Consider the following 20792-nt stretch of genomic DNA (forward strand, 5'->3'; position numbering starts at 1 on the left):
CTCCTAGCCGCGCCGCCAGCGGTTGGTGATCGGCAGTCGGCGGTCCCGGCCGAAGTTCTTCACCGAGATCTTGGGGCCCGGCGGGTACTGGCGCCGCTTGTACTCGGCGGTGTCGACCAGCCGCACCACCCGGTCCACCACGGCCGGGTCGAAGCCCGCCGCCACGATCGCGTCCCGGCCCTCGTCGCCCTCGATGTAGCGCGCCAGCACGCTGTCCAGCAGGTCGTAGTCCGGGAGCGAGTCGGTGTCCTTCTGGTCCGGCCGCAACTCGGCGGACGGCGGCTTGACGATGGTGTTCTCCGGGATCGGAGCCACCTCGCCGCGCCGCTCGGCCTCCTCGTTGCGCCACCGGGCCAGCCGGAAGATCAGCGACTTGTAGACGTCCTTGATCGGCCCGAACGCGCCCACCGAGTCGCCGTACAGGGTCGAGTAGCCGACCGCCAGCTCGCTCTTGTTGCCGGGCGCGAGCACGATGTGCCCCTCCTGGTTGGAGATCGCCATCAGCAGGGTGCCGCGCAGCCGGGACTGCAGGTTCTCCTCGGCCAGGCCGGTCAGCTCGGTGGCGGCCAGGTAGGCGTCGAACATCGGGGCGATGGAGACGGTCCGGAAGTGCAGCCCGGTGCGGCGGGCCAGCTCGGCCGCGTCGCCCTTGGAGTGCTCGGAGGAGTAGCGGCTGGGCATCGACACGCAGTACACGTTCTCGGCGCCGATCGCGTCCACCGCGATCGAGGCCACCAGCGCGGAGTCGATGCCGCCGGAGAGGCCGATCAGCACCGACCCGAAGCCGTTCTTGGCGACGTACGCCCGGGTGCCGGAGACCAGCGCGGCCCAGATCTCGGCCTCGTCGGACAGCCGCGGCGCGACCCCGGCGTCCCCCCGGTCGGCGGGCGCGGGCACCGGCTCGCCGCCCAGCTCGGTACGGACCAGGTGCAGCCCGTCGCTCAGCAGCAGGCCGTCCGTGTGGTCGCTGCTGGCGGCCGGCAGGTCGAGGTCGAGCAGCAGCAGGTGCTCCTCGAACTGCGGGGAGCGGGCGAGGACTTCGCCGTCCGCGCCGACCACGATCGAGTCGCCGTCGAAGACCAGCTCGTCCTGGCCGCCGACCATGTTGACGTACGCCAGGGTGCAGCCCGCCTCGGCCGCCCGGCGCCGGACCAGCTCCAGCCGCTGGTCGTCCTTGTTCCGCTCGTACGGCGAACCGTTGATCACCAGCAGCAGCCCGGCCTCGGCCTCGCGGGCCGCGGTGACCCGGCCGCCGTCCTGCCAGATGTCCTCGCAGATCGCCAGCGCGACGTCGACCCCGTGCACCCGGACCACCGGCAGCTGGTCGCCCGGGACGAACCAGCGGAACTCGTCGAACACGCCGTAGTTGGGCAGGTGGTGCTTGGCGAAGCGGGTCACCACCTCACCCCGGTGCAGCACGGCGGCGCAGTTCTGCGGGGACCCGGCCGGGCGGTTGAAGCGCGGTGACGCGTGGTCGGAGCGCCCGAGGTAGCCGACCACCACCGGGACCTCGCCCAGCCCGTCGGCCGCCAGCCGGCCGGCCAGCTCGACCAGCGCACCGCGGGAGGCCTCGACGAAGGAGTGCCGCAGGGCGAGGTCCTCGACCGGGTACCCGGTGAGGGCCATCTCGGGGAAGGCGACCAGCTGGGCGCCGGCCTCGACGGCCTGCTTGGTCCAGCGCACCACCTCATCGCTGTTGCGGGCGAGGTCACCGACCCAGGGGTCGATCTGGCTCAGGGCGAGACGGAGATTGGGCATGTCCCCGAGTGTAATCGTCTATCTGACGCAATGTCCCGCGAGGGGGGTCGCTCCGGGGTCCTCCCGGGGTCCTCCCGGGCTCGTCCAGGGGTCCTTCCTTGGTCCTCCCTTGGTCCTCCGGGGAGGTTCCGGAGGTCTTCCCGGGGGTCGGCACTGCCGTGCCGCCCGGTGATCGGCCATGATGGGGGCATTCGCCGGCAGGGGTCTTCCGGTGGCCTCCCGGGCGTAACACGAGCGTAAAGAGCAGAGGTGAGACTGTCCCCATGGGCAAGCAGCAGCAGTTCGTGCTTCGGACGCTCGAAGAGCGTGACATCCGGTTCGTCCGGCTGTGGTTCACCGACGTGCTCGGGTTCCTCAAGTCGGTCGCGGTGGCCCCGGCCGAGCTGGAGCAGGCCTTCGAGGAGGGCATCGGGTTCGACGGCTCCGCGATCGAGGGCTTCGCCCGGGTGTACGAGTCCGACATGATCGCCAAGCCGGATCCGACCACCTTCCAGATCCTGCCGTGGCGCTCGGAGACCCCGGGCACCGCCCGGATGTTCTGCGACATCCTGATGCCGGACGGCTCGCCGTCCTACGCCGATCCCCGGTTCGTGCTCAAGCGCACCCTGGAGAAGGCCTCCGACCTGGGCTTCACCTTCTACACCCACCCGGAGATCGAGTTCTTCCTGCTGAAGAACCTGCCCGGCGACGGCACCGCGCCCATCCCGGCCGACCAGTCCGGCTACTTCGACCACACCCCGCGCGGTGTCGGCCACGACTTCCGCCGCCAGGCGATCACCATGCTGGAGTCGATGGGTATCTCGGTTGAGTTCTCGCACCACGAGGGCGCCCCCGGCCAGCAGGAGATCGACCTGCGCTACGCCGACGCGCTCTCCACCGCCGACAACATCATGACCTTCCGCCTGGTCATGAAGGAGGTCGCGCTGGAGCAGGGCGTGCACGCGAGCTTCATGCCCAAGCCCTTCTCCGAGCACCCCGGCAGCGGCATGCACACCCACGTCTCGCTGTTCGAGGGCGACCGCAACGCGTTCCACGAGTCCGGTGCCGAGTACCAGCTCTCCAAGGTCGGCAGGTCGTTCATCGCCGGCCTGCTGAAGCACGCCGCCGAGACCGCCGCCGTGACCAACCAGTGGGTGAACTCCTACAAGCGGATCTGGGGCGGCTCCCAGCGCACCGCCGGCGCCGGCGGCGAGGCCCCGTCCTACATCTGCTGGGGCCACAACAACCGCTCGGCGCTGATCCGGGTGCCGATGTACAAGCCTGGCAAGCAGGGCTCCACCCGGATCGAGGTCCGCTCCCTCGACACCGGCTGCAACCCCTACCTCGCCTACGCCGTCACCCTCGCGGCCGGCCTGAAGGGCATCGAGGAGGGCTACGAGCTCCCGCCCGGCGCCGACGACGACGTGTGGGCGCTCTCCGACTCCGAGCGCCGCGCCCTCGGCATCCAGCCGATGCCGCAGAACCTCGGCGAGGCCATCGACCTGATGCAGCGCAGCGAACTCGTCGCCGAGACGCTGGGCGAGCACGTCTTCGACTTCTTCCTGCGCAACAAGCGCCAGGAGTGGGAGGAGTACCGCTCCGAGGTCACCCCCTTCGAGCTGCGCAAGAACCTCCAGGTTCTCTGACAGTCCGTCAATCACCAGGCGGGCCCGCTCCGGTCCGAGCGGGCCCGCCTGTTTCGTGCGGCATCCTCCGCGCACGCTAATCCGTTGGGCCAATCCGACGACTCTGCAGCGGTGCGAACCGCGGGCGAGTGACCCAGGGGCGTATTCAGAAGATCCGTTTTACGGATCATCCTGGAGTGTCCATGCGTACTCGAATCACCACCCTGGTCCTGTCCGGACTGGCCTCGGCCACGCTCGTGCTGGGTGCCGGTCACACGGCCTACGCCTCGTCCTCCGTCGACCACGGCACCGCCTCCGAGTCGGCAGGGGCCCAGGGCGAATGGGTCGACAGCCTTCTGCGCCTGGCCGGGGACGGCACCGGCTTCTCCGGCAACACCTGGACCGTCACCAGCCGGAGCATCATGCGGTCGGACACGCCGGAGCCGGCCGACCCGGAGTCGAACGAGGCCACCGAGCCGGGCGCCGCCGCCGAGCCGGGTGACGCCGCAGAGCCGGGCGACTCGGTCCAGGTGGGCGAGGACGGCGCCGAGCGTGGCCGGCCGATGGGCGAGCCGGCGGCGCCCGGGCTCCCCGAAGGAGCCGCGGCCGGCGGCGCGTCCTGCGGGGAGGAGGGCAGCCCCGGCCACCACGAGCTCCCCGAGTGCGTCTGCCCGCCCGGTGAGCACGGCGAGCACGGTGGTCACGAGGGCCATGGCGAGCACGGCGAGCACGGCGGTCACGAGGGTCAGGAAGGCCACGGTGGCCACGAGGGCCATGGTGAGCACGGTGAGCACGGTGAGCACGGCGGCCACGAGGGCCACGGCGGCCACGAGGGCCACGGTGGTCACGAGGGCCACGGCGAGCACGGCGGTCAGGACCAGGGGCAGGGCCAGAACGGCGAGCAGAACCAGGCCCAGGGCCAGGAGCAGGCGCAGGGTCAGGAGCAGGCCCAGGGCCAGGCCCAGAACGCCGAGCAGAAGCAGGACGGTCGGCAGGACCAGAAGGTCGACCTCACCGTCGTCGTCCAGAACGTCGTCACCAACAACCTCGACAACAGCGCGAACAACAGCGCCGCGAGCACGTCGAACAACAGCTCCACCGCCAACTCCAACAACTCCGCGCACCAGTCGGCCGCGCAGAGCAACAACCTGTCCAACCACCAGAGCCAGAGCAATCACCAGGCCGCGCAGAACGTGAACAAGGCCAAGTTCGCCGCGCAGGAGGGGTCGCACAAGCCGGCCCCGCAGGGCGGGCACCACGGCGGGGGCGAGCAGCACGCGGCCGGGCACCACCACCACGGCGAGCTGGCCCACACCGGGAGCCAGACGCCGCTGCTGGCGGCTCTCTCGGCGGCGTTCCTCGTGGCCGGCGCGGCAGCCATGCGGATCAGCCGACGGCGTGCATGACGCGGCAGCGGGTGACCGACGGGCGGTGCGCGGAGAGCGCACCGCCCGTCGGTCTTCCGTCCCGGTTTCCGTTCGCGCTCCCTCCCGGGCCCCGGCCCGTCAGCGCAGCTCGGGGGGCGGCGTACGGCCCGGATCCATCGGCCGTTCGTCGACCAGGCTGCCCCAGACGGCCATCCGGTAGAGCGAGGTGTAGACGGGGGTGCAGGTCGTCAGGGTGATGTAGCGGCCCGGCCCGGTGTACGGGGAGCCGGTGGGCACCGGGGCGATGACACCGGTGTCGTCCGCGGAGGTCTCCGGCAGCGTGGCGTCGACCCGGTAGACGTACCAGCGGTCGCGGGTCTCCACGACCAGCGGGTCGCCCGGCTTCAGCCGGTCCAGGTCGTGGAACTTCGCGCCGTGCCCGTCGCGGTGGGCGGCGAGGGCGAAGTTGCCCTGCGCGTCCCAGGGCATGGCCGAGCGGTACGGCGCCGTGTAGGCGCCGGCGACCCCGTCCGCGAGGGTGTCCTCGTCGGTACCGATCCTGATCAGCACCTCGTAGCCCGCGCCCAGGGCCGGCACGTGGAGGAACCCGATGCCTCCGCCCGCGTCGAACGGGGGCGGCGCGGCGGCCGCGGCGCCGGAGGCCGCGGGTGTCGGGACGGTCGGGGCCGCCGTCGACCAGGACCGGCGGAGCTGTTCTGCCGCGACCCCGGAGTGCCGGTCGGCCGTGAGGTTCGTCCACCACAGCGAGTAGGCGAGCAACAGGGCGAGCAGGACGCCGATCGTGAACAGCACGTCGCCGAGCGCGCCGAACGCGACCCGCAGGGGGTGCCGGCGAGGTGCTCGTCCCTCGGCCGGGTGCTCGATTGCCATGGTTCGTCCCTTCGGCCGCCGCGCCGGCCGCCGCCGGGGGCGTCCGGGCTGGTCATGCGCGTACTCCACCGCGCCCGCGAGCCGGCGGGCAAGCCGACACGCCACGCCGCCGCCCGGGTCCGTGCACCGGGCCGGCCGGTGACCGGGCGGGCCCGGCCCGTGGGCCGTCCGGCGGCGGGCCGCCCGGGCGCGTAACCTGCTGGGGCGGACGGATGGAGGGGCCGATGGCGGTGGACGAGCAGCGGGCCGGGAGCCGGGTCAGCAGGCCGGAGAACCGGCTGGTCCGGCGCGGGTTCGGCGACCCGGCGCGGGCGGTGCGGCTGCTGGAGGGCCCCGGCCTGGAGGGCCTGGCCGACGACCCGGTGCTGCTGGACGCGCTCGGCGCGACCGCCGACCCCGACCTCGCGCTGCTCGGCCTGGCCCGGCTGATGGAGGCCGCCGACGAGGCCGACCGGCACACCCTGCGCGACACGCTCACCACCTCCAAGCCGCTGCGCGACCGGCTGCTCGGCGTGCTCGGCGTCTCGACCGCGCTCGGCGACCACCTGGCCCGGCACCCGCACGACTGGCACGTGCTGGTGACCTTCGAGCTGCGCGACATGCACCCCGGCCCGGAGGACTTCAGCCGCGCGCTGACCGACGGCGTCCGGGACGCGGACGTCCGCGGCGGCGACCGCAGCCCGGCGGACGCGCTGCGGATCGCCTACCGCCGCTGCCTGCTCGCCATCGCCGCCCGCGACCTGACCGGCACCACCGACCTCGCCCGGACCGCCGCCGAACTCGCCGACCTGGCCGGCGCCACCCTGCAGACCGCCCTGGACCTCGCCGCCGAGCAGGACCCGGAGGCCGCCGCGGCCTGCCGGCTCGCGGTGATCGGCATGGGCAAGTGCGGCGGCCGGGAGCTCAACTACGTCTCGGACGTGGACGTCATCTTCGTCGCCGAGCCGCGCGAGGGCGTGCCGGAGCCCGAGGCGGTCAGGGCCGCCACCCGGCTCGCCGCCGCCCTCACCCGGCTCTGCGCGGACACCACCGGCGAGGGCACCATCTGGCCGGTGGACGCCAACCTGCGCCCCGAGGGCCGCAACGGGCCGCTGGTCCGCACCCTGGCCAGCCACCTCGCCTACTACCAGCGCTGGGCCAAGACCTGGGAGTTCCAGGCGCTGCTCAAGGCCCGGCCGGTCGCCGGGGACGCCGACCTCGGCGCCGCGTACGTCGAGGCGCTCGCCCCGCTGGTCTGGCAGGCCGCCGCCCGGGACAACTTCGTCACCGACGTGCAGCAGATGCGCCGCCGGGTGATCGACTCCATCCCGGTCACCGAACTGGACCGCCAGCTCAAGCTGGGCCCGGGCGGCCTGCGCGACGTCGAGTTCTCCGTCCAGCTGCTCCAGCTGGTGCACGGCCGCACCGACCCGGCGCTGCGCAGCGGCAACACCCTGGAGGCGCTGGCCGCGCTCTCCCGGGGCGGGTACGTCGGCCGGGCGGACGCCGCCTCGCTGGACACCGCGTACCGCTTCCTGCGCTCGCTGGAGCACCGGATCCAGCTGTACCGGCTGCGCCGCACCCACCTGATGCCCACCGGGGCCGAGGACCAGCGCCGACTGGCCCGCTCGCTGGCCCCGCTGATCAACGACGACACCCGCGCCGACCCGGTGGCCGCGCTGCACCGGGAGTGGAAGCGGCACGCGGTGGAGGTGCGGCGGCTGCACGAGAAGCTGTTCTACCGGCCGCTGCTCGACGCCGTGGCCGAGCTGCCGCCGGGCGCCGCCGGGCTGACCCCGGACGCCGCGCGGGCCCGGCTGGAGGCGCTCGGCTACGCGGACCCGGCGGCCGCGCTGCGGCACATCAGTGCGCTGGCCTCCGGGGTGAGCCGCAAGGCGGCGATCCAGCGCACCCTGCTGCCGGTGCTGCTCGGCTGGTTCGCCGACTCGGCCGACCCGGACGCCGGGCTGCTCAACTTCCGCCAGGTCTCCGACGCGCTCGGCCGCACCCCCTGGTACCTGCGGCTGCTGCGGGACGAGAGCGCGGCCGCCGAACAGCTGGCCCGGGTGCTGTCGGCCGGCCGGCTCGCCCCCGACCTGCTGCTGCGCGCCCCCGAGGCGGTGGCCATGCTGGGCGATCCGCAAGGCCTGGAACCGCGCGGGCGGGCGGCGCTGCAGTCGGAGATACTGGCCGCCGTCGGCCGGGCCGGGTCCACCACGGCCGCCGTGGCCTCCGCCCGCTCGGTGCGCCGCCGGGAGCTGTTCCGCACGGCCGCCGCGGACGTCCTCGGCCGGCTCGGGGAGGACCCCGCCGAGGCGCTGGACGTCGCGGGGGAGGCGCTCACCGCGCTCAACGCCGCCACCCTGCAGGGTGCGCTGCGGGCCTGCGTCGCCGGCTGGGAGGCCGAGCACGGGGACCTGCCGACCCGGATCTCGGTGGTCGCGATGGGCCGCTTCGGCGGCCACGAGCTGGGCTACGGCTCGGACGCGGACGTGCTCTTCGTCCACGAGCCGCTGCTCGGCTCGCTGGAGGAGGAGGCCGCCCGGGCCGCCCAGGCGGTCTGCCACGAGCTGCGCACCCAGCTGGGCGCGCCGTCCACCGAGCCGCCGCTGCTGGTCGACGCCGACCTGCGGCCGGAGGGGCGCAGCGGTCCGCTGGTGCGCTCCCTCGCCTCGTACGCGGCGTACTACCGGCGGTGGTCGCACGCCTGGGAGAGCCAGGCGCTGCTGCGGGCCGAGCCGGTGGCCGGGGACGAGGAGCTGGGCACGCGGTTCCGGCAGCTGATCGACCCGCTGCGCTACCCGGGCAACGGGGTGCCGGAGCGGGACCTGATGGAGATCCGCCGGATCAAGGCCCGGATCGAGGCCGAGCGGCTGCCGCGCGGGGCCGACCCGACCACCCACACCAAGATCGGGCGGGGCGGGCTGGCGGACGTGGAGTGGACGGTGCAGCTGCTCCAGCTGCAGCACGGGCACGAGCTGCCGGCCCTGCGCACCACCCGGACCAGGGCGGCCCTGGCGGCCGCGGTCGCGGGCGGGCTGGTGGAGCCGGCGGACGCCGAGGTGCTGGAAGCGGCCTGGGTGCTGGCGTCCCGGGTGCGGGCGGCGGTGATGCTGGTGCGGGGCCGTCCCGGGGACAGCTTCCCGGGGGAGGCCAGGGAGCTGGCCGGGGTGGCCCGCTACCTCGGGTACGGTGCCGGGCACAGTGGGGAGCTGCTGGACGACTACCGGCGGACCACCCGGCGGGCCCGGGCGGTGGTGGACCGGCTGTTCTACGGGCTCTGAGCGCCCCCGGGCACGCGGAAGCGTTCCCTGGGCGTGCGGAAGCCATCCCCGGGGCACGCGGAAGCGCCACTCCGGGCCTGCGGAAGAGCCCCCGGGCACGCGAAAGGGGCCCCGTGCGGGGCCCCTTCGTCGTTCGTCGTCGCTACCGGCGGGCGGTGCTGACCGCGGGCTCGCTCCACTGCTCGGGGACGGTGACCGGCTGGTCCTGCGCCGACTCCCGGGCGGGCACCTGCGGCAGCTTGTAGACCCACTCGTGGTAGAGCCAGCGGGCTGCGAGGAAGCCGACGGCCAGGCAGATCTCGCCGCCGACGGCGTCCATCCAGAAGTGGTTGGCGGTCGAGACGATGACCACCAGGGTGGCGGCCGGGTACATCAGGCCGAGTGCCCTGACCCACTTCCGGCGGGCCAGGAAGAAGATCGCCAGGCCGCACCACATCGACCAGCCGATGTGCATCGAGGGCATCGCGGCGTACATGTTGGAGACGTGCGCGGCGGGCCCGGAGGCGAAGGAGCCCCAGGTGCCGTGGGTCTTCACGGTGTCGATGAAGCCGCCGTCGGTCATCAGCCGGGGCGGGGCCAGCGGGAAGGAGTAGAAGCCGACCAGGGCGATCAGGGTGGTGACGAACAGCACCGTGCGGGCGGCGACGTACCGGCCGGGGTGGCTGCGGTAGAGCCAGACCAGGACGCCGATCGTGATGATGAAGTGCAGCGTCGCGTAGTAGTAGTTCATCCCGGTGATGAGCCACCCGACGCCGTCCATCGCGTGGTTGACCGAGCGCTCGACGGCGATGCCGAGGTGCTGCTCCAGCTCCCAGATCCAGCGTGCGTGCTTCTGGGCTATCGCTTCCTGTTCCGGGACGGCGTTGCGGACGATCGAGTAGATCCAGTAGCTGATCCCGATCAGGGCCAGCTCGAACCAGATCCGCGGCCGGGCCGGCGAACGGCGCTGCTCGCGGAAACGATTGCGCAGGGCTGCGGAACGGGACTGGACGGTACGGGTGGCTCCGTCGGGCACGTGACCGGGGACGGTCGTCGCCTCTTCGGAACCGCCACCGTCGGCCGTGTCGGCGCGCCCGGCGTCGCCTCGCTGGATCTCGGTCGGTTCCCCCATGGACGAGAAGTCTGCCAGACCGCTCGTAGCCGTCTGCTCATCCTCTGGAAGTGGATTCTTCACCGGCTGTCCCCCTTGAGGGCTAGGGGCCGGCTCCCACCGGGGTCGGGGGTGCGCGGGGTTCTGGTGCTAACCGGTGGGACGGACATACGTCCCATTGTCACGCCCGTCGCTCCGGGGGAGTAATCGGGGTGGCCGGAGGCGGCCGTGGAGCTGGATTTTCCCGGGACGAAACGGTTTCTGCATCTTGCTGAAACATATTGCAGGCCGCTAGCTTCCTGGAAACTCGATCGCCCCTTCCCCTAAGGGAGCCCTCAGTGGCCGATGCCCCGCTCCGCCCCCGACGGAGCAGATCACCCCGCAGGACGGGCCGCACGGCCGTCCTGCTGGCCGTCGCGCTGACCGCCGCCACCCTCGGCAGCGCCCCCGCGGCCCTCGGTGCCGCCCCGCCCGCCCCGCCCTCGGACGCCGCGCTCGCCGCGACCGCCGGGCGGCACGACCTCACCCGCGAGCAGTTCTACTTCGTCCTGCCCGACCGCTTCGCCGACGGCGACCCGGCGAACGACACCGGCGGCATCACCGGCGGGCGGCTGGACAACGGCTTCGACCCCGCCGACAAGGGCTTCTACCACGGCGGCGACCTGGCCGGCCTGATCCGGAAGCTCGACTACATCCAGGACCTCGGCACCACCGCGATCTGGATGGCGCCGATCTTCAAGAACAAGCCGGTGCAGGGCAGCGGGGCCGAAGCCTCGGCCGGCTACCACGGCTACTGGATCACCGACTTCACCCAGGTCGACCCGCACTTCGGCACCAACGACCAGCTCAAGGAGCTGATAGCCAAGGCGCACGCCCGCGGCATCAAGGTCTTCTTCGACGTCATCACCAACCACACCGCCGACGTCATCGACGACGCCGAGCAGCAGCACGGCTACCGCTCGGCGGGCGCCTACCCGACGCTCGACGCGGACGGGAACCCGGTGGACGAGACCGCCGTCGCCGACGCCGGCACCCCCTGGCCCCGGATCACCAAGGACTCGTTCCCCTACACCCCGGTCTTCCGCAACCCCGCCGACGCGAACGCCAAGACCCCGTCCTGGCTCAACGACCCCTCGCTCTACCACAACCGCGGCGACTCGACCTTCGTCGGCGAGTCCGCCACCGAGGGCGACTTCAGCGGCCTGGACGACCTCGACACCCAGAACCCCCGGGTGGTGAAGGGCTTCGAGAAGGTCTACCAGCAGTGGGTCAAGGACGCCGGCGTGGACGGCTTCCGGATCGACACCGTCAAGCACGTCGACATGGCGTTCTGGCGGCAGTGGGCGCCCGCGCTGAAGGACTTCGCCGCCAAGCAGGGCAACAAGAAGTTCTTCATGTTCGGCGAGGTCTACTCGGGCGACCCGGCGATCACCTCGCCGTACGTCACCCAGGGCAAGCTGCAGGCCACCCTGGACTTCCCGTTCCAGGGCGCGGCCCGCTCGTACGTCTCCCAGGGCGGCTCGGCGAAGGCCCTCGCCGACGTCTACGGCCAGGACTACCGGTACACCGGCGCCGACACCGACGCCTACGAGCTGCCGACCTTCCTCGGCAACCACGACATGGGCCGCTTCGGCTCCTTCCTGCTCGCCGACAACCCGGGCGCCGACGAGGCGACCCTGCTGAAGAAGGACCGGCTCGGCACCGAGCTGCAGTTCCTCACCCGCGGCCAGCCCGTCGTCTACTACGGTGACGAGCAGGGCTTCACCGGCGCGGGCGGCGACAAGGACGCCCGGCAGGACCTGTTCGCCTCGAAGACGCCCTCCTACAACAGCGACCGCGTGCTCGGCGGCGCCTCCGGCCCGGCCGACCGGTACGGGCAGGACGGCGCGCTCTACCAGGGCATCGCGGGCCTGGCGAAGCTGCGCCGCGACAACCCGGCGCTGGCCGACGGCGCCCAGATCGAGCGGTACGCCGCCGACGGCGCGGGCGTCTACGCCTTCTCCCGGATCGACGCCGGGCAGCAGGTCGAGTACCTGGTGGCGGTCAACAACGCCGCCGAGGCGAAGACCGTCACGCTGGACACCTTCTCGGCGGGAACGGGCTTCGACCGGATCTACCCGGCGGCGGGGGAGAAGCTGACCTCCGGCGCCGACCGCAAGGTGACGGTGACCGTACCGGCGCTGTCCTCCGTGGTGTTCAAGGCGGCCGGCAGGCTCGCCGCCGTGAACGCCGCGCCGCAGATCTCGCTGCAGCCGCCCGCGGACGGCGCCACCGGCCTCGTCACGGTCGGCGCGAAGGTCGACGGCGGCGGCTTCGACCGGGTGAGCTTCGCCGCCCAGATCGGCAACGGACCCTGGCAGACCCTGGGCACCGCCGACACCGGGAAGTACGCCGTCACCCAGGACCTGGGCGCCGTCGCCCCCGGCACGGTCGTGCGCTACAAGGCCGTCGTCCAGGACTCCGGCGGCCACCTGCGCTCCGCCACCGCGAGCTTCACCACCGGCGCCCCCGCACCCCAGCCGGTGCCCACCGCGGGCGCCCGCCCGTACGCCGTCGTCCACTACAACCGGCCGGACGGCGACTACGACGGCTGGAACCTCTACGCCTGGGGTGACCTCGCCGACGGCGAGGGCACCCAGTGGCCCGCCGGGCACGCCTTCACCGGCCGGGACGCGTACGGCGCCTTCGCGTACGTGCGGCTGAAGCCGGGCGCCTCGGACGTCGGGTTCATCGTGGAGAAGAACGGCGTCAAGGACGTGGACGCCGACCGCCACATCGACGTCGGCAGCACCGGCGAGGTGTGGCTGAAGCAGGGCGACCCGGCGGTGCGCACCGCGAACCCGGGCCCGACGAGCACGCCGCCGGCGAACACCGCCGTCATCCACTACAACCGGGCCGACGGCGACTACGACGGCTGGGGCCTGCACGACTGGACCGGCGCCGCCACCCCCACCGACTGGGGCAAGCCGCTGACGCCGGCGCGCCGCGACGCCTTCGGCGCCGTCTTCGAGGTGCCGCTGGCCCCCGGCGCGACCAGCCTCAGCTACATCCTGCACCGGGGCAACGACAAGGACCTGCCCGCCGACCAGTCGCTGGACTTCGCGGTCGACGGCAGGGAGGTCTGGATCATCGGCGGCCGCGAGGGCCACCTGCTGCCGCAGAACCCGGCCGCCTCCTCGCAGGTCGACCTCACCGGCGCCAAGGCGCAGTGGATCGACGCGAGGACCGTCGTCGTCCCGGCGAACTACGGCGCGGGCGACGACGCCCTGGCCGGCGGCACCAGCGCCCAGCTGGTCTACGACCCGGCGGGCGGCATCAAGGCCGACAAGGGCGTGCTGACCAAGCCCGGCCAGTGGCTGCGGCTCACCCCGGTCAAGGGCGGGCTGACCGACGCGCAGAAGGCGAAGTACCCGCACCTGGCGGGCTACCGGGCCTTCACCGTGGACGCCCGGGACACCGCCCGCGTCCCGGCCGCGCTGCGCAGCCAGCTGCTGTTCACCGAACACCTGCCCAGCGGCGCCGTGCTGGCCGGAACCGGGGTGCAGACCCCGGGCGTGCTGGACGACCTCTACGCCGGGCGGACCGCCAAGGTCGACTTCGGCCCGGCGTACTACAACGGCAAGGTGGCGCTGTCCCTGTGGGCGCCGACCGCGCAGGAGGTCTCCGTCCAGGTCTTCGACAGCGCCGCCGGGGGCACCCCGAAGACGCTGCCGCTGAAGCTCGACGACGAGACCGGGGTCTGGGAAGTCGTCCGCGACAAGGGCGAGCTGGACGGCAAGTACTACCTGTACCAGGTGAAGGTCTGGGCGCCCTCGGTGCAGCAGGTGGTCACCAACACCGTCACCGACCCGTACTCGGTGGCGCTGTCGACCGACTCCGAGCGGAGCCTGGTCGCCGACCTCGACGCCAAGGAGCTCAAGCCCGCGGGCTGGGACGACCACGCCCGGCCGCAGGCCGTGCCGCCCGCGCAGCAGCAGATCCAGGAACTGCACGTCCGGGACTTCTCGGTGGACGACCCCACCGTCCCGGCCGCCGAGCGCGGCACCTACCTGGCGTTCACCGAGTCGCAGTCGGCCGGCATGCAGCACCTGCGGGACCTGGCCAAGGCCGGGGTGACCACGATCCACCTGCTGCCGACCTTCGACATCGCCACCATCCGGGAGAACCGGGCCGATCAGAAGCTGCCCGCCTGCGACCTCAAGTCCCTCCCGGCGGACGGCCCGAAGCAGCAGGAGTGCGTGGCGGCGGTCGCCGCCGACGACGCCTACAACTGGGGCTACGACCCGCTGCACTACAACGTGCCGGAGGGCTCGTACGCGACCGACCCGGCGGGCACGGCCCGTACCGTGCAGTTCCGGCAGATGGTGCAGGCGATGCACGCGGCCGGGCTGCGGGTGGTGCTCGACGTGGTCTACAACCACACCGCCGCCGCCGGACAGGCCGAGCACTCGGTGCTGGACCGGGTCGTCCCCGGCTACTACCAGCGGCTGGACGCCGACGGCAAGGTGACGACGGACAGTTGCTGCGCCGACACCGCGCCCGAGCACGCCATGATGAACCGGCTGGTGGTCGACTCGGTGACCCTGTGGGCCCGCGAGTACAAGGTCGACGGCTTCCGCTTCGACCTGATGGGCCTGGACCCGAAGTCCACCATGCTGGACGTGCAGGCCGCGCTGCGGAAGATGACGCCGGACTCGGACGGCGTGGACGGGAAGAACGTCTTCCTGTACGGCGAGGGCTGGAACTTCGGCGCCGTCGCGAACAACGCCCGGTTCGAGCAGGCCACCCAGGCCAACATGGCCGGCACCGGCATCGCCACCTTCGACGACCGGATCCGCGACGCCGCGCGGGGCGGCAACTTCATGCTCGACTCGGCGCCCCAGCAGGGCTTCGCCTCGGGCCTGTTCACCGACCCCAACGGCTCGCCCGCGAACGGCAGCCCGGACCAGCAGAAGGCCCGACTGCTGCACCAGATGGACCAGTTGAAGGTGGGGCTGACCGGCAACCTGGCCGGGTACTCCTTCACCGACAGCTCCGGGAAGGCCGTCACCGGCGCCCAGGTCGACTACAACGGTTCCCCGACCGGGTACGCGGCCAAGCCGGGCGAGGCGGTGGAGTACGTGGACGCCCACGACAACACCGACCTCTTCGACGCGCTCGCGTACAAGCTGCCGACCGGCACCGCGCCCGCCGACCGGGCCCGGATGCAGGCGCTCGGCCTGTCGCTCACCGCGCTCACCCAGGGCGCGGGCTTCGCCCAGGCCGGCAGCGACCTGCTGCGCTCCAAGTCGCTCGACTCCAACGCCTACGACTCGGGCGACTGGTTCAACGCGATCCACTGGGACGCCGCGGACGGCAACGGCTGGGGCCGCGGCCTGCCGCCGGCGGCCGACAACAAGGGCATGTGGCCGACCGCGCAGTCCCTGCTGGCGAACCCGAAGCTGACCGTCGGCGCGGCCGACATCCGGGCGACCTCGGCGCAGTACCAGGAGTTCCTGCGGATCAAGCAGTCCTCGCCGCTGTTCTCCCTGCCCACCCTGGCCGCCGTCCAGCAGCGGCTCTCGTACCCGCTCTCCGGCACCGCCGGCGAGACGCCCGGCGTGATCACCCTGCACCTGGACGGCACCGGGCTGGCGGGGGCCGAGAAGGGCATCACGGTGGTCTTCAACGCCACGCCCACCGCACAGGCGCAGACCGTGGCGGCCCTGCGGGGGACGGGCCAGGCGCTGCACCCCGTCCAGGCGGGCGGAGCGGACCAGGTGGTCAAGCAGTCCGGCTTCGACGCGGCGACCGGCACCTTCACCGTGCCGGGCCGCACCGTGGCGGTGTTCGTCCAACACTGATCCGTACACCCGCTGTTCGCCGGGCCCCGCACCGCCGTCGAGGCGGAGCGGGGCCCGGTTCCGTTCCGGCCACAGAATGGCCGGAAAGCTCCACTGGCACGGCCGGAACTGTGACGTGCCGCGCCCGTTCGGCGCTGCGCGGCGCCCGGCGGCACGGCCGCCGCTTCCGACTGCTGGTCAGTGACCGCCGGTAGTGATCGAACTTTGTCCGGGGCATGAAAACCGTGTTCACGAGTTCGCGACGGCGTACCACAACTGACGAACCGCCATGCATACGGTTTCGGTAATGAACCGGCCAATCAGTGGCATGCATCTGTCATTGGCGGCCGGTTTGCTGCCACGATTCCTCCGGCTGCAGACGAGGGGGCCCCACCCCCCGGTGCAGCCGTTCCAGCCATGGTGCAGCGCGTCCCGACCCTGCAACGGGTTGTGTGCACCGCAACCCGCTACCGCACCTCCGTCGCACCCGGCGGGGGCCCCCACTGCGCCGCAACCCCGCGGCCCAGGTTTCTCTCCACCGGCGCGACCCAGCCCCGGTCGGAAAAGGAGTCCGCATGTCCCGTTACGCTCACGCCCGGAAGGCGGCGGTCGTCCTGGCCGCGTCCACCGCGCTGCTGGTCACCGGCATACCGGTCATCGCCCAGGCGGCCACCCCGGACGCGTCGGCCGCCGTCGCCGCCCAGCAGTCCACCCGGGCCGCGCTGATCGCCTCGGCGAACCAGCAGACCGCCTCCCTCGCCCAGGCCCTCGGCCTGAGCGGCCAGGAGAAGCTGGTCACCAAGGACGTCGTCCAGGACGCCAACGGCGGTCGCCACCTGCGCTACGAGCGCACCTACGCCGGACTCCCCGTCCTCGGCGGCGACCTGATCGTCCACCAGGACGCGAACGGTGCCACCAAGAGCGTGACCAAGGCCAGCGAGGCCAACCTCGCCGGCGTCGAGACCACCCCGGCCCTGGCCGCGCCGAAGGCCCAGGCCGCCGCGCTGGCCGTCGAGGCGGGCTCCGTCGACACCGCCCCGCGCCTGGTGGTGTGGGCCGCGGACGGCACCCCGAAGCTCGCCTGGGAGACGGTCATCGCCGGCCAGGAGTCCGACGGCACCCCGAGCAAGCTGCACGTGGTCACCGACGCCAAGACCGGTGACGTGCTCAGCAAGGCCGACGGCATCATGCGCGGCACCGGTACCGGCGTCTTCGTCGGCAACGTGCCGCTGACCACCACCCAGAGCGGCTCGACCTACTCCCTCAAGGACGCCAGCCGCGGCGGCCAGTACACCACGGACATGAAGAACGGCACCTCCGGCAACGGCACCCTGTTCTCCAAGTCCTCGGACACCTGGGGCAACGGCCAGGCCAGCAACCGCGAGTCGGCCGCCGTGGACGCCCAGTTCGGCGCCGCGGCCACCTGGGACTTCTACAAGAACACCTTCGGCCGCAACGGCATCCGCAACGACGGCGTCGGCGCCATGAGCCGCGTGCACTACGACACCGGCTACGTCAACGCGTTCTGGGACGACAGCTGCTTCTGCATGACCTACGGCGACGGGGACGGCGACACCCACCCGCTGACCGAACTCGACGTCGCGGGCCACGAGATGAGCCACGGCGTCACCGCGGCCACCGCCAACCTGAACTACTCGGGCGAGTCCGGCGGCCTCAACGAGGCCACCTCGGACATCTTCGGCAACATGGTGGAGTTCTACGCCAACCTGCCCAAGGACGTGCCGGACTACCTGGTCGGCGAGCTGATCGACATCAACGGCAACGGCACGCCGCTGCGCTACATGGACAAGCCCTCCAAGGACGGCCAGTCGGCCGACTCCTGGTACTCGGGCGTCGGCAACCTGGACGTGCACTACTCGTCCGGCGTCGCCAACCACTTCTTCTACCTGCTGTCCGAGGGCAGCGGCGCCAAGGTGATCAACGGCGTCAGCTACAACAGCCCGACCGTCAACAACATCACCGTCACCGGCATCGGCCACGACAAGGCGCAGCAGGTCTGGTACAAGGCGCTGACCGCCTACATGACCTCCACCACCAACTACGCGGCCGCCCGTACCGCGACCCTGAGCGCGGCCACCGACCTGTACGGCGCGAACAGCGCCGAGTACAACGCGGTCGCCACCGCCTGGGCCGCCGTCAACGTCGGCTCGCTGCCCAACCCGGGCGGCGTCACCGTCACCAACCCGGGCAACCAGTCGACCGCCGTCGGCACCGCGGTCAACCTGGCCATCAAGGCCTCGGGCGGCACCGCTCCGCTGTCGTACTCGGCGACCGGTCTGCCGGCCGGCCTGGCGATCAACGCCTCCACCGGCGCGATCACCGGCACCCCGACCGCGGCGGGCACCTCCAACGTCACCGTGACGGTGAAGGACTCGGCCGGCAAGTCCGGTACCACCAGCTTCACCTGGACCGTCACCACCGGTGGCGGCGGTGGCTGCACCCCGGCGCAGCTGCTGGGCAACGCGGGCTTCGAGACCGGCTCGGCCTCGCCGTGGACGTCGACCTCCGGCGTGGTCGACAACAGCTCCAGCCAGGCCGCGCACGGCGGTTCGTGGAAGGCGTGGATGGACGGCTACGGCTCCACCCACACCGACACGCTGTCGCAGACGGTGAGCATCCCGGCGGGCTGCAAGGCGACGCTGAGCTTCTGGCTGCACATCGACACCGCGGAGTCGGGCACCACCGCGTACGACAAGCTGACCGTGTCGGTCAACGGCACCGCGCTGAAGACCTACTCCAACGTGGACGCCGCGGCCGGCTACCAGCAGCGCACCTTCGACCTCTCGGCCTACGCGGGCCAGACGGTCACCGTGAAGTTCAACGGCGTCGAGGACTCCTCGCTGCAGACGAGCTTCGTGATCGACGACACCTCCGTCCAGACCGGCTGAACCCGGACCGGCTCCTGACGGGCCGGTGAACCAGGACAGGTGAGGGGCCCGGCGGCTACGGCTGCCGGGCCCTTGTCGTGCCCGAACCAGCCTGAACCGTCCGCGGCCTGCAGAAACGTTACTGTCCTACGTCTTGACGGTGTCTCCCGGTCATCCTAGGTTCAGCGCTGCAAGTTTCCGGCAAGTTACAGAAACTTCCTGCAGGCTTCACCTCCGGCTGTCCCACCCCAGCCACCCCCAGGAGACGACGTGGTCACCACCGCCCCCACCCGCAGACCCGCCCGCGCAGCCGTCGCGCTCGCCGCCTCGGCCGCACTCGCGCTCTCGCTGGGCACCGCGCTCGGCGCGCCCGCCGCCCAGGCCTCCCCGCCCGCGAACAACGGCAAGGACGTCACCGCCACCCTCTTCGAGTGGCGCTTCGACTCGGTCGCCCAGGCCTGCACCTCGACGCTCGGCCCGAAGGGCTACGGCTTCGTCGAGGTCTCCCCGCCGCAGGAGCACATCCAGGGCCCGCAGTGGTGGACCTCCTACCAGCCGGTCAGCTACAAGATCGCCGGCCGGCTCGGCGACCGCACCTCCTTCAAGAACATGGTCGACACCTGCCACGCGGCCGGGGTCAAGGTGATCGCCGACGCGGTGGTCAACCACATGTCGGCCGGCTCCGGCACCGGCACCGGCGGCACCGCGTACACCAAGTACACCTACCCCGGCACCTACCAGGACCAGGACTTCCACTCCTGCCGCCAGGCGATCAGCAACTACCAGGACCGCTCCAACGTCCAGAACTGCGAGCTGGTGAACCTCGCGGACCTGGACACCGGCAGCTCCTACGTCCAGACCACCATCGCGCACTACCTGGACGACCTCGGCTCGCTCGGCGTGGACGGCTACCGGATCGACGCCGCCAAGCACATCGCCGCCGGCGACCTCGCCGCGATCAAGGCCAAGACGGCCAACCCCGGCGCCTACTGGGTCCAGGAGGTCATCTACGGCGCGGGCGAGCCGATCCAGCCGACCGAGTACACCGGCAACGGCGACGTGGACGAGTTCCGGGTCGGCACCGACCTCAAGCGCATCTTCACCACCGACAAGCTCGCCAACCTCAGCGGCTGGGGCGCCTCCTGGGGCTACCTGCCGAGCAACCAGGCGCGCAGCTTCCTCGACAACTGGGACACCGAGCGCAACGGCTCGACCCTCAACTACACCTACGGCAACACCTACACGCTGGCCAACGTCTTCCTGCTGGCCTCGACCTACGGCTCGCCCAACATCTACTCCGGCTACGCCTTCACCAACAAGGACGACGGCCCGCCGAACGGCGGCACCGTCAACGCCTGCTACCAGGACGGCTGGAACTGCACCCACGCCTGGCGGCAGGTCGCCAACATGGTCGGCTTCCGCAACGCCGTGGCGGGCACCGGGGTGACCGACTGGTGGTCCAACGGCAACAACGCGATCGCCTTCGGCCGCGGCAACAAGGGTTACGTCGCGATCAACCACGAGAGCGGCGCGATCACCCAGACCTTCCAGACCGGGCTGCCGGCCGGCACCTACTGCGACGTCCAGCACGGCGACCCGCAGCCGGGCGGCGGCTGCACCGGCCCGACCTACCAGGTCGGCGCCAACGGGCAGTTCACCGCGACGGTCGGCGCGGGCGACGCGGTCGCACTGTACGTCCAGCCGGGCGCGACCGCGTCCGGCGCCTCGTTCAACGTCAACGCGACCACCGCGTACGGGCAGAACGTCTACGTGGTCGGCGACGCCGCGGCGCTCGGCGGCTGGGACCCGGCGAAGGCGCTGCCGCTCTCGTCCGCCGGCTACCCGGTCTGGTCGCTCGCGCTCTCGCTGCCGGCCGGCACCTCCGTCCAGTACAAGTACGTCCGCAAGGACGCGAACGGTGCGGTGACCTGGGAGTCCGGCGTCAACCGGACGGCGACCGTGCCCGCCGGCGGGACCGTCACGCTGAACGACACCTGGCGGCCGTAGGACCGCCCCGCCCCTCCTCGGGAACCCCGTCGGCGCCGTCCGACGGGGTTCCCGCCGTGTGGGGGAGCCGCAGCCGGGGGAGCGGGGGTGTGGCCGGGGCCG

Annotated in this window: 9 protein-coding genes; 6 read left to right on the forward strand and 3 right to left on the reverse strand. The window is 72.2% G+C overall.

The window, feature by feature from the left end; genetic code table 11:
* Positions 1-3: 3 nt before the first annotated feature.
* Positions 4-1758: an NAD+ synthase gene (locus ACIRST_RS13105; RefSeq protein WP_402802313.1), complete on the reverse strand. Its 1755-nt coding sequence runs from the start codon at positions 1756-1758 to the stop codon at positions 4-6.
* A gap of 263 nt (positions 1759-2021) precedes the next feature.
* Here ACIRST_RS13105 and glnA point away from each other — a divergent pair, with 263 nt between their 5' ends.
* Both glnA and ACIRST_RS13115 read left to right on the forward strand, forming a co-directional pair.
* Positions 2022-3383 carry a type I glutamate--ammonia ligase gene (glnA, locus tag ACIRST_RS13110; protein ID WP_097238167.1) on the forward strand — a complete coding sequence of 454 codons (1362 nt, stop codon included), beginning with the start codon at positions 2022-2024 and terminating at the stop codon, positions 3381-3383.
* Positions 3384-3565: 182 nt separating this feature from the next.
* Positions 3566-4768 (forward strand): hypothetical protein, encoded by a 1203-nt coding sequence (locus ACIRST_RS13115; protein WP_402802316.1) that lies wholly within the window; start codon positions 3566-3568, stop codon positions 4766-4768.
* 99 nt (positions 4769-4867) lie between these two features.
* On the opposite strand, the gene ACIRST_RS13120 is transcribed toward ACIRST_RS13115, so the two are convergent.
* Positions 4868-5620, reverse strand: coding sequence for a class E sortase (locus ACIRST_RS13120; protein WP_350523301.1), 753 nt, complete (start codon positions 5618-5620; stop codon positions 4868-4870).
* Between the two features lie 224 nt (positions 5621-5844).
* On the opposite strand from ACIRST_RS13120, the gene ACIRST_RS13125 reads away from it, so the two are divergent.
* Positions 5845-8883 (forward strand): bifunctional [glutamine synthetase] adenylyltransferase/[glutamine synthetase]-adenylyl-L-tyrosine phosphorylase, encoded by a 3039-nt coding sequence (locus ACIRST_RS13125; protein WP_402802319.1) that lies wholly within the window; start codon positions 5845-5847, stop codon positions 8881-8883.
* A gap of 142 nt (positions 8884-9025) precedes the next feature.
* On the opposite strand, the gene ACIRST_RS13130 is transcribed toward ACIRST_RS13125, so the two are convergent.
* The gene (locus tag ACIRST_RS13130; protein ID WP_402802320.1) at positions 9026-9994 is read right to left on the reverse strand and encodes a phosphatase PAP2 family protein; all 969 of its coding nucleotides are present in this window, start codon (positions 9992-9994) and stop codon (positions 9026-9028) included.
* A gap of 317 nt (positions 9995-10311) precedes the next feature.
* Between ACIRST_RS13130 and pulA the strand changes: the two genes are divergently transcribed.
* From pulA to ACIRST_RS13145, 3 genes are all read left to right on the forward strand, one after another.
* Complete coding sequence (pulA, locus tag ACIRST_RS13135; RefSeq protein WP_402802321.1) at positions 10312-15816, forward strand: pullulanase-type alpha-1,6-glucosidase; 5505 nt, start codon at positions 10312-10314, stop codon at positions 15814-15816.
* 554 nt (positions 15817-16370) lie between these two features.
* Positions 16371-18704, forward strand: coding sequence for a M4 family metallopeptidase (locus ACIRST_RS13140; RefSeq protein WP_402802323.1), 2334 nt, complete (start codon positions 16371-16373; stop codon positions 18702-18704).
* A 249-nt stretch (positions 18705-18953) separates the two neighbouring features.
* Positions 18954-20690 (forward strand): carbohydrate-binding module family 20 domain-containing protein, encoded by a 1737-nt coding sequence (locus ACIRST_RS13145; RefSeq protein ID WP_402802325.1) that lies wholly within the window; start codon positions 18954-18956, stop codon positions 20688-20690.
* Positions 20691-20792 lie beyond the last annotated feature (102 nt).

This window comes from Kitasatospora sp. NPDC101447 (assembly GCF_044767225.1).
Classification (GTDB): domain Bacteria; phylum Actinomycetota; class Actinomycetes; order Streptomycetales; family Streptomycetaceae; genus Kitasatospora.

What these genes read in the sequence shown, in the direction of transcription:
- ACIRST_RS13105 (WP_402802313.1), bottom strand. Translation starts at nt 1,758, where the DNA reads ATGCCCAATCTCCGTCTCGCCCTGAGCCAGATCGACCCCTGGGTCGGT.
- glnA (WP_097238167.1), top strand. Translation starts at nt 2,022, where the DNA reads ATGGGCAAGCAGCAGCAGTTCGTGCTTCGGACGCTCGAAGAGCGTGAC.
- ACIRST_RS13130 (WP_402802320.1), bottom strand. Translation starts at nt 9,994, where the DNA reads ATGGGGGAACCGACCGAGATCCAGCGAGGCGACGCCGGGCGCGCCGAC.
- ACIRST_RS13140 (WP_402802323.1), top strand. Translation starts at nt 16,371, where the DNA reads ATGTCCCGTTACGCTCACGCCCGGAAGGCGGCGGTCGTCCTGGCCGCG.
- ACIRST_RS13120 (WP_350523301.1), bottom strand. Translation starts at nt 5,620, where the DNA reads ATGGCAATCGAGCACCCGGCCGAGGGACGAGCACCTCGCCGGCACCCC.
- ACIRST_RS13125 (WP_402802319.1), top strand. Translation starts at nt 5,845, where the DNA reads ATGGCGGTGGACGAGCAGCGGGCCGGGAGCCGGGTCAGCAGGCCGGAG.
- ACIRST_RS13115 (WP_402802316.1), top strand. Translation starts at nt 3,566, where the DNA reads ATGCGTACTCGAATCACCACCCTGGTCCTGTCCGGACTGGCCTCGGCC.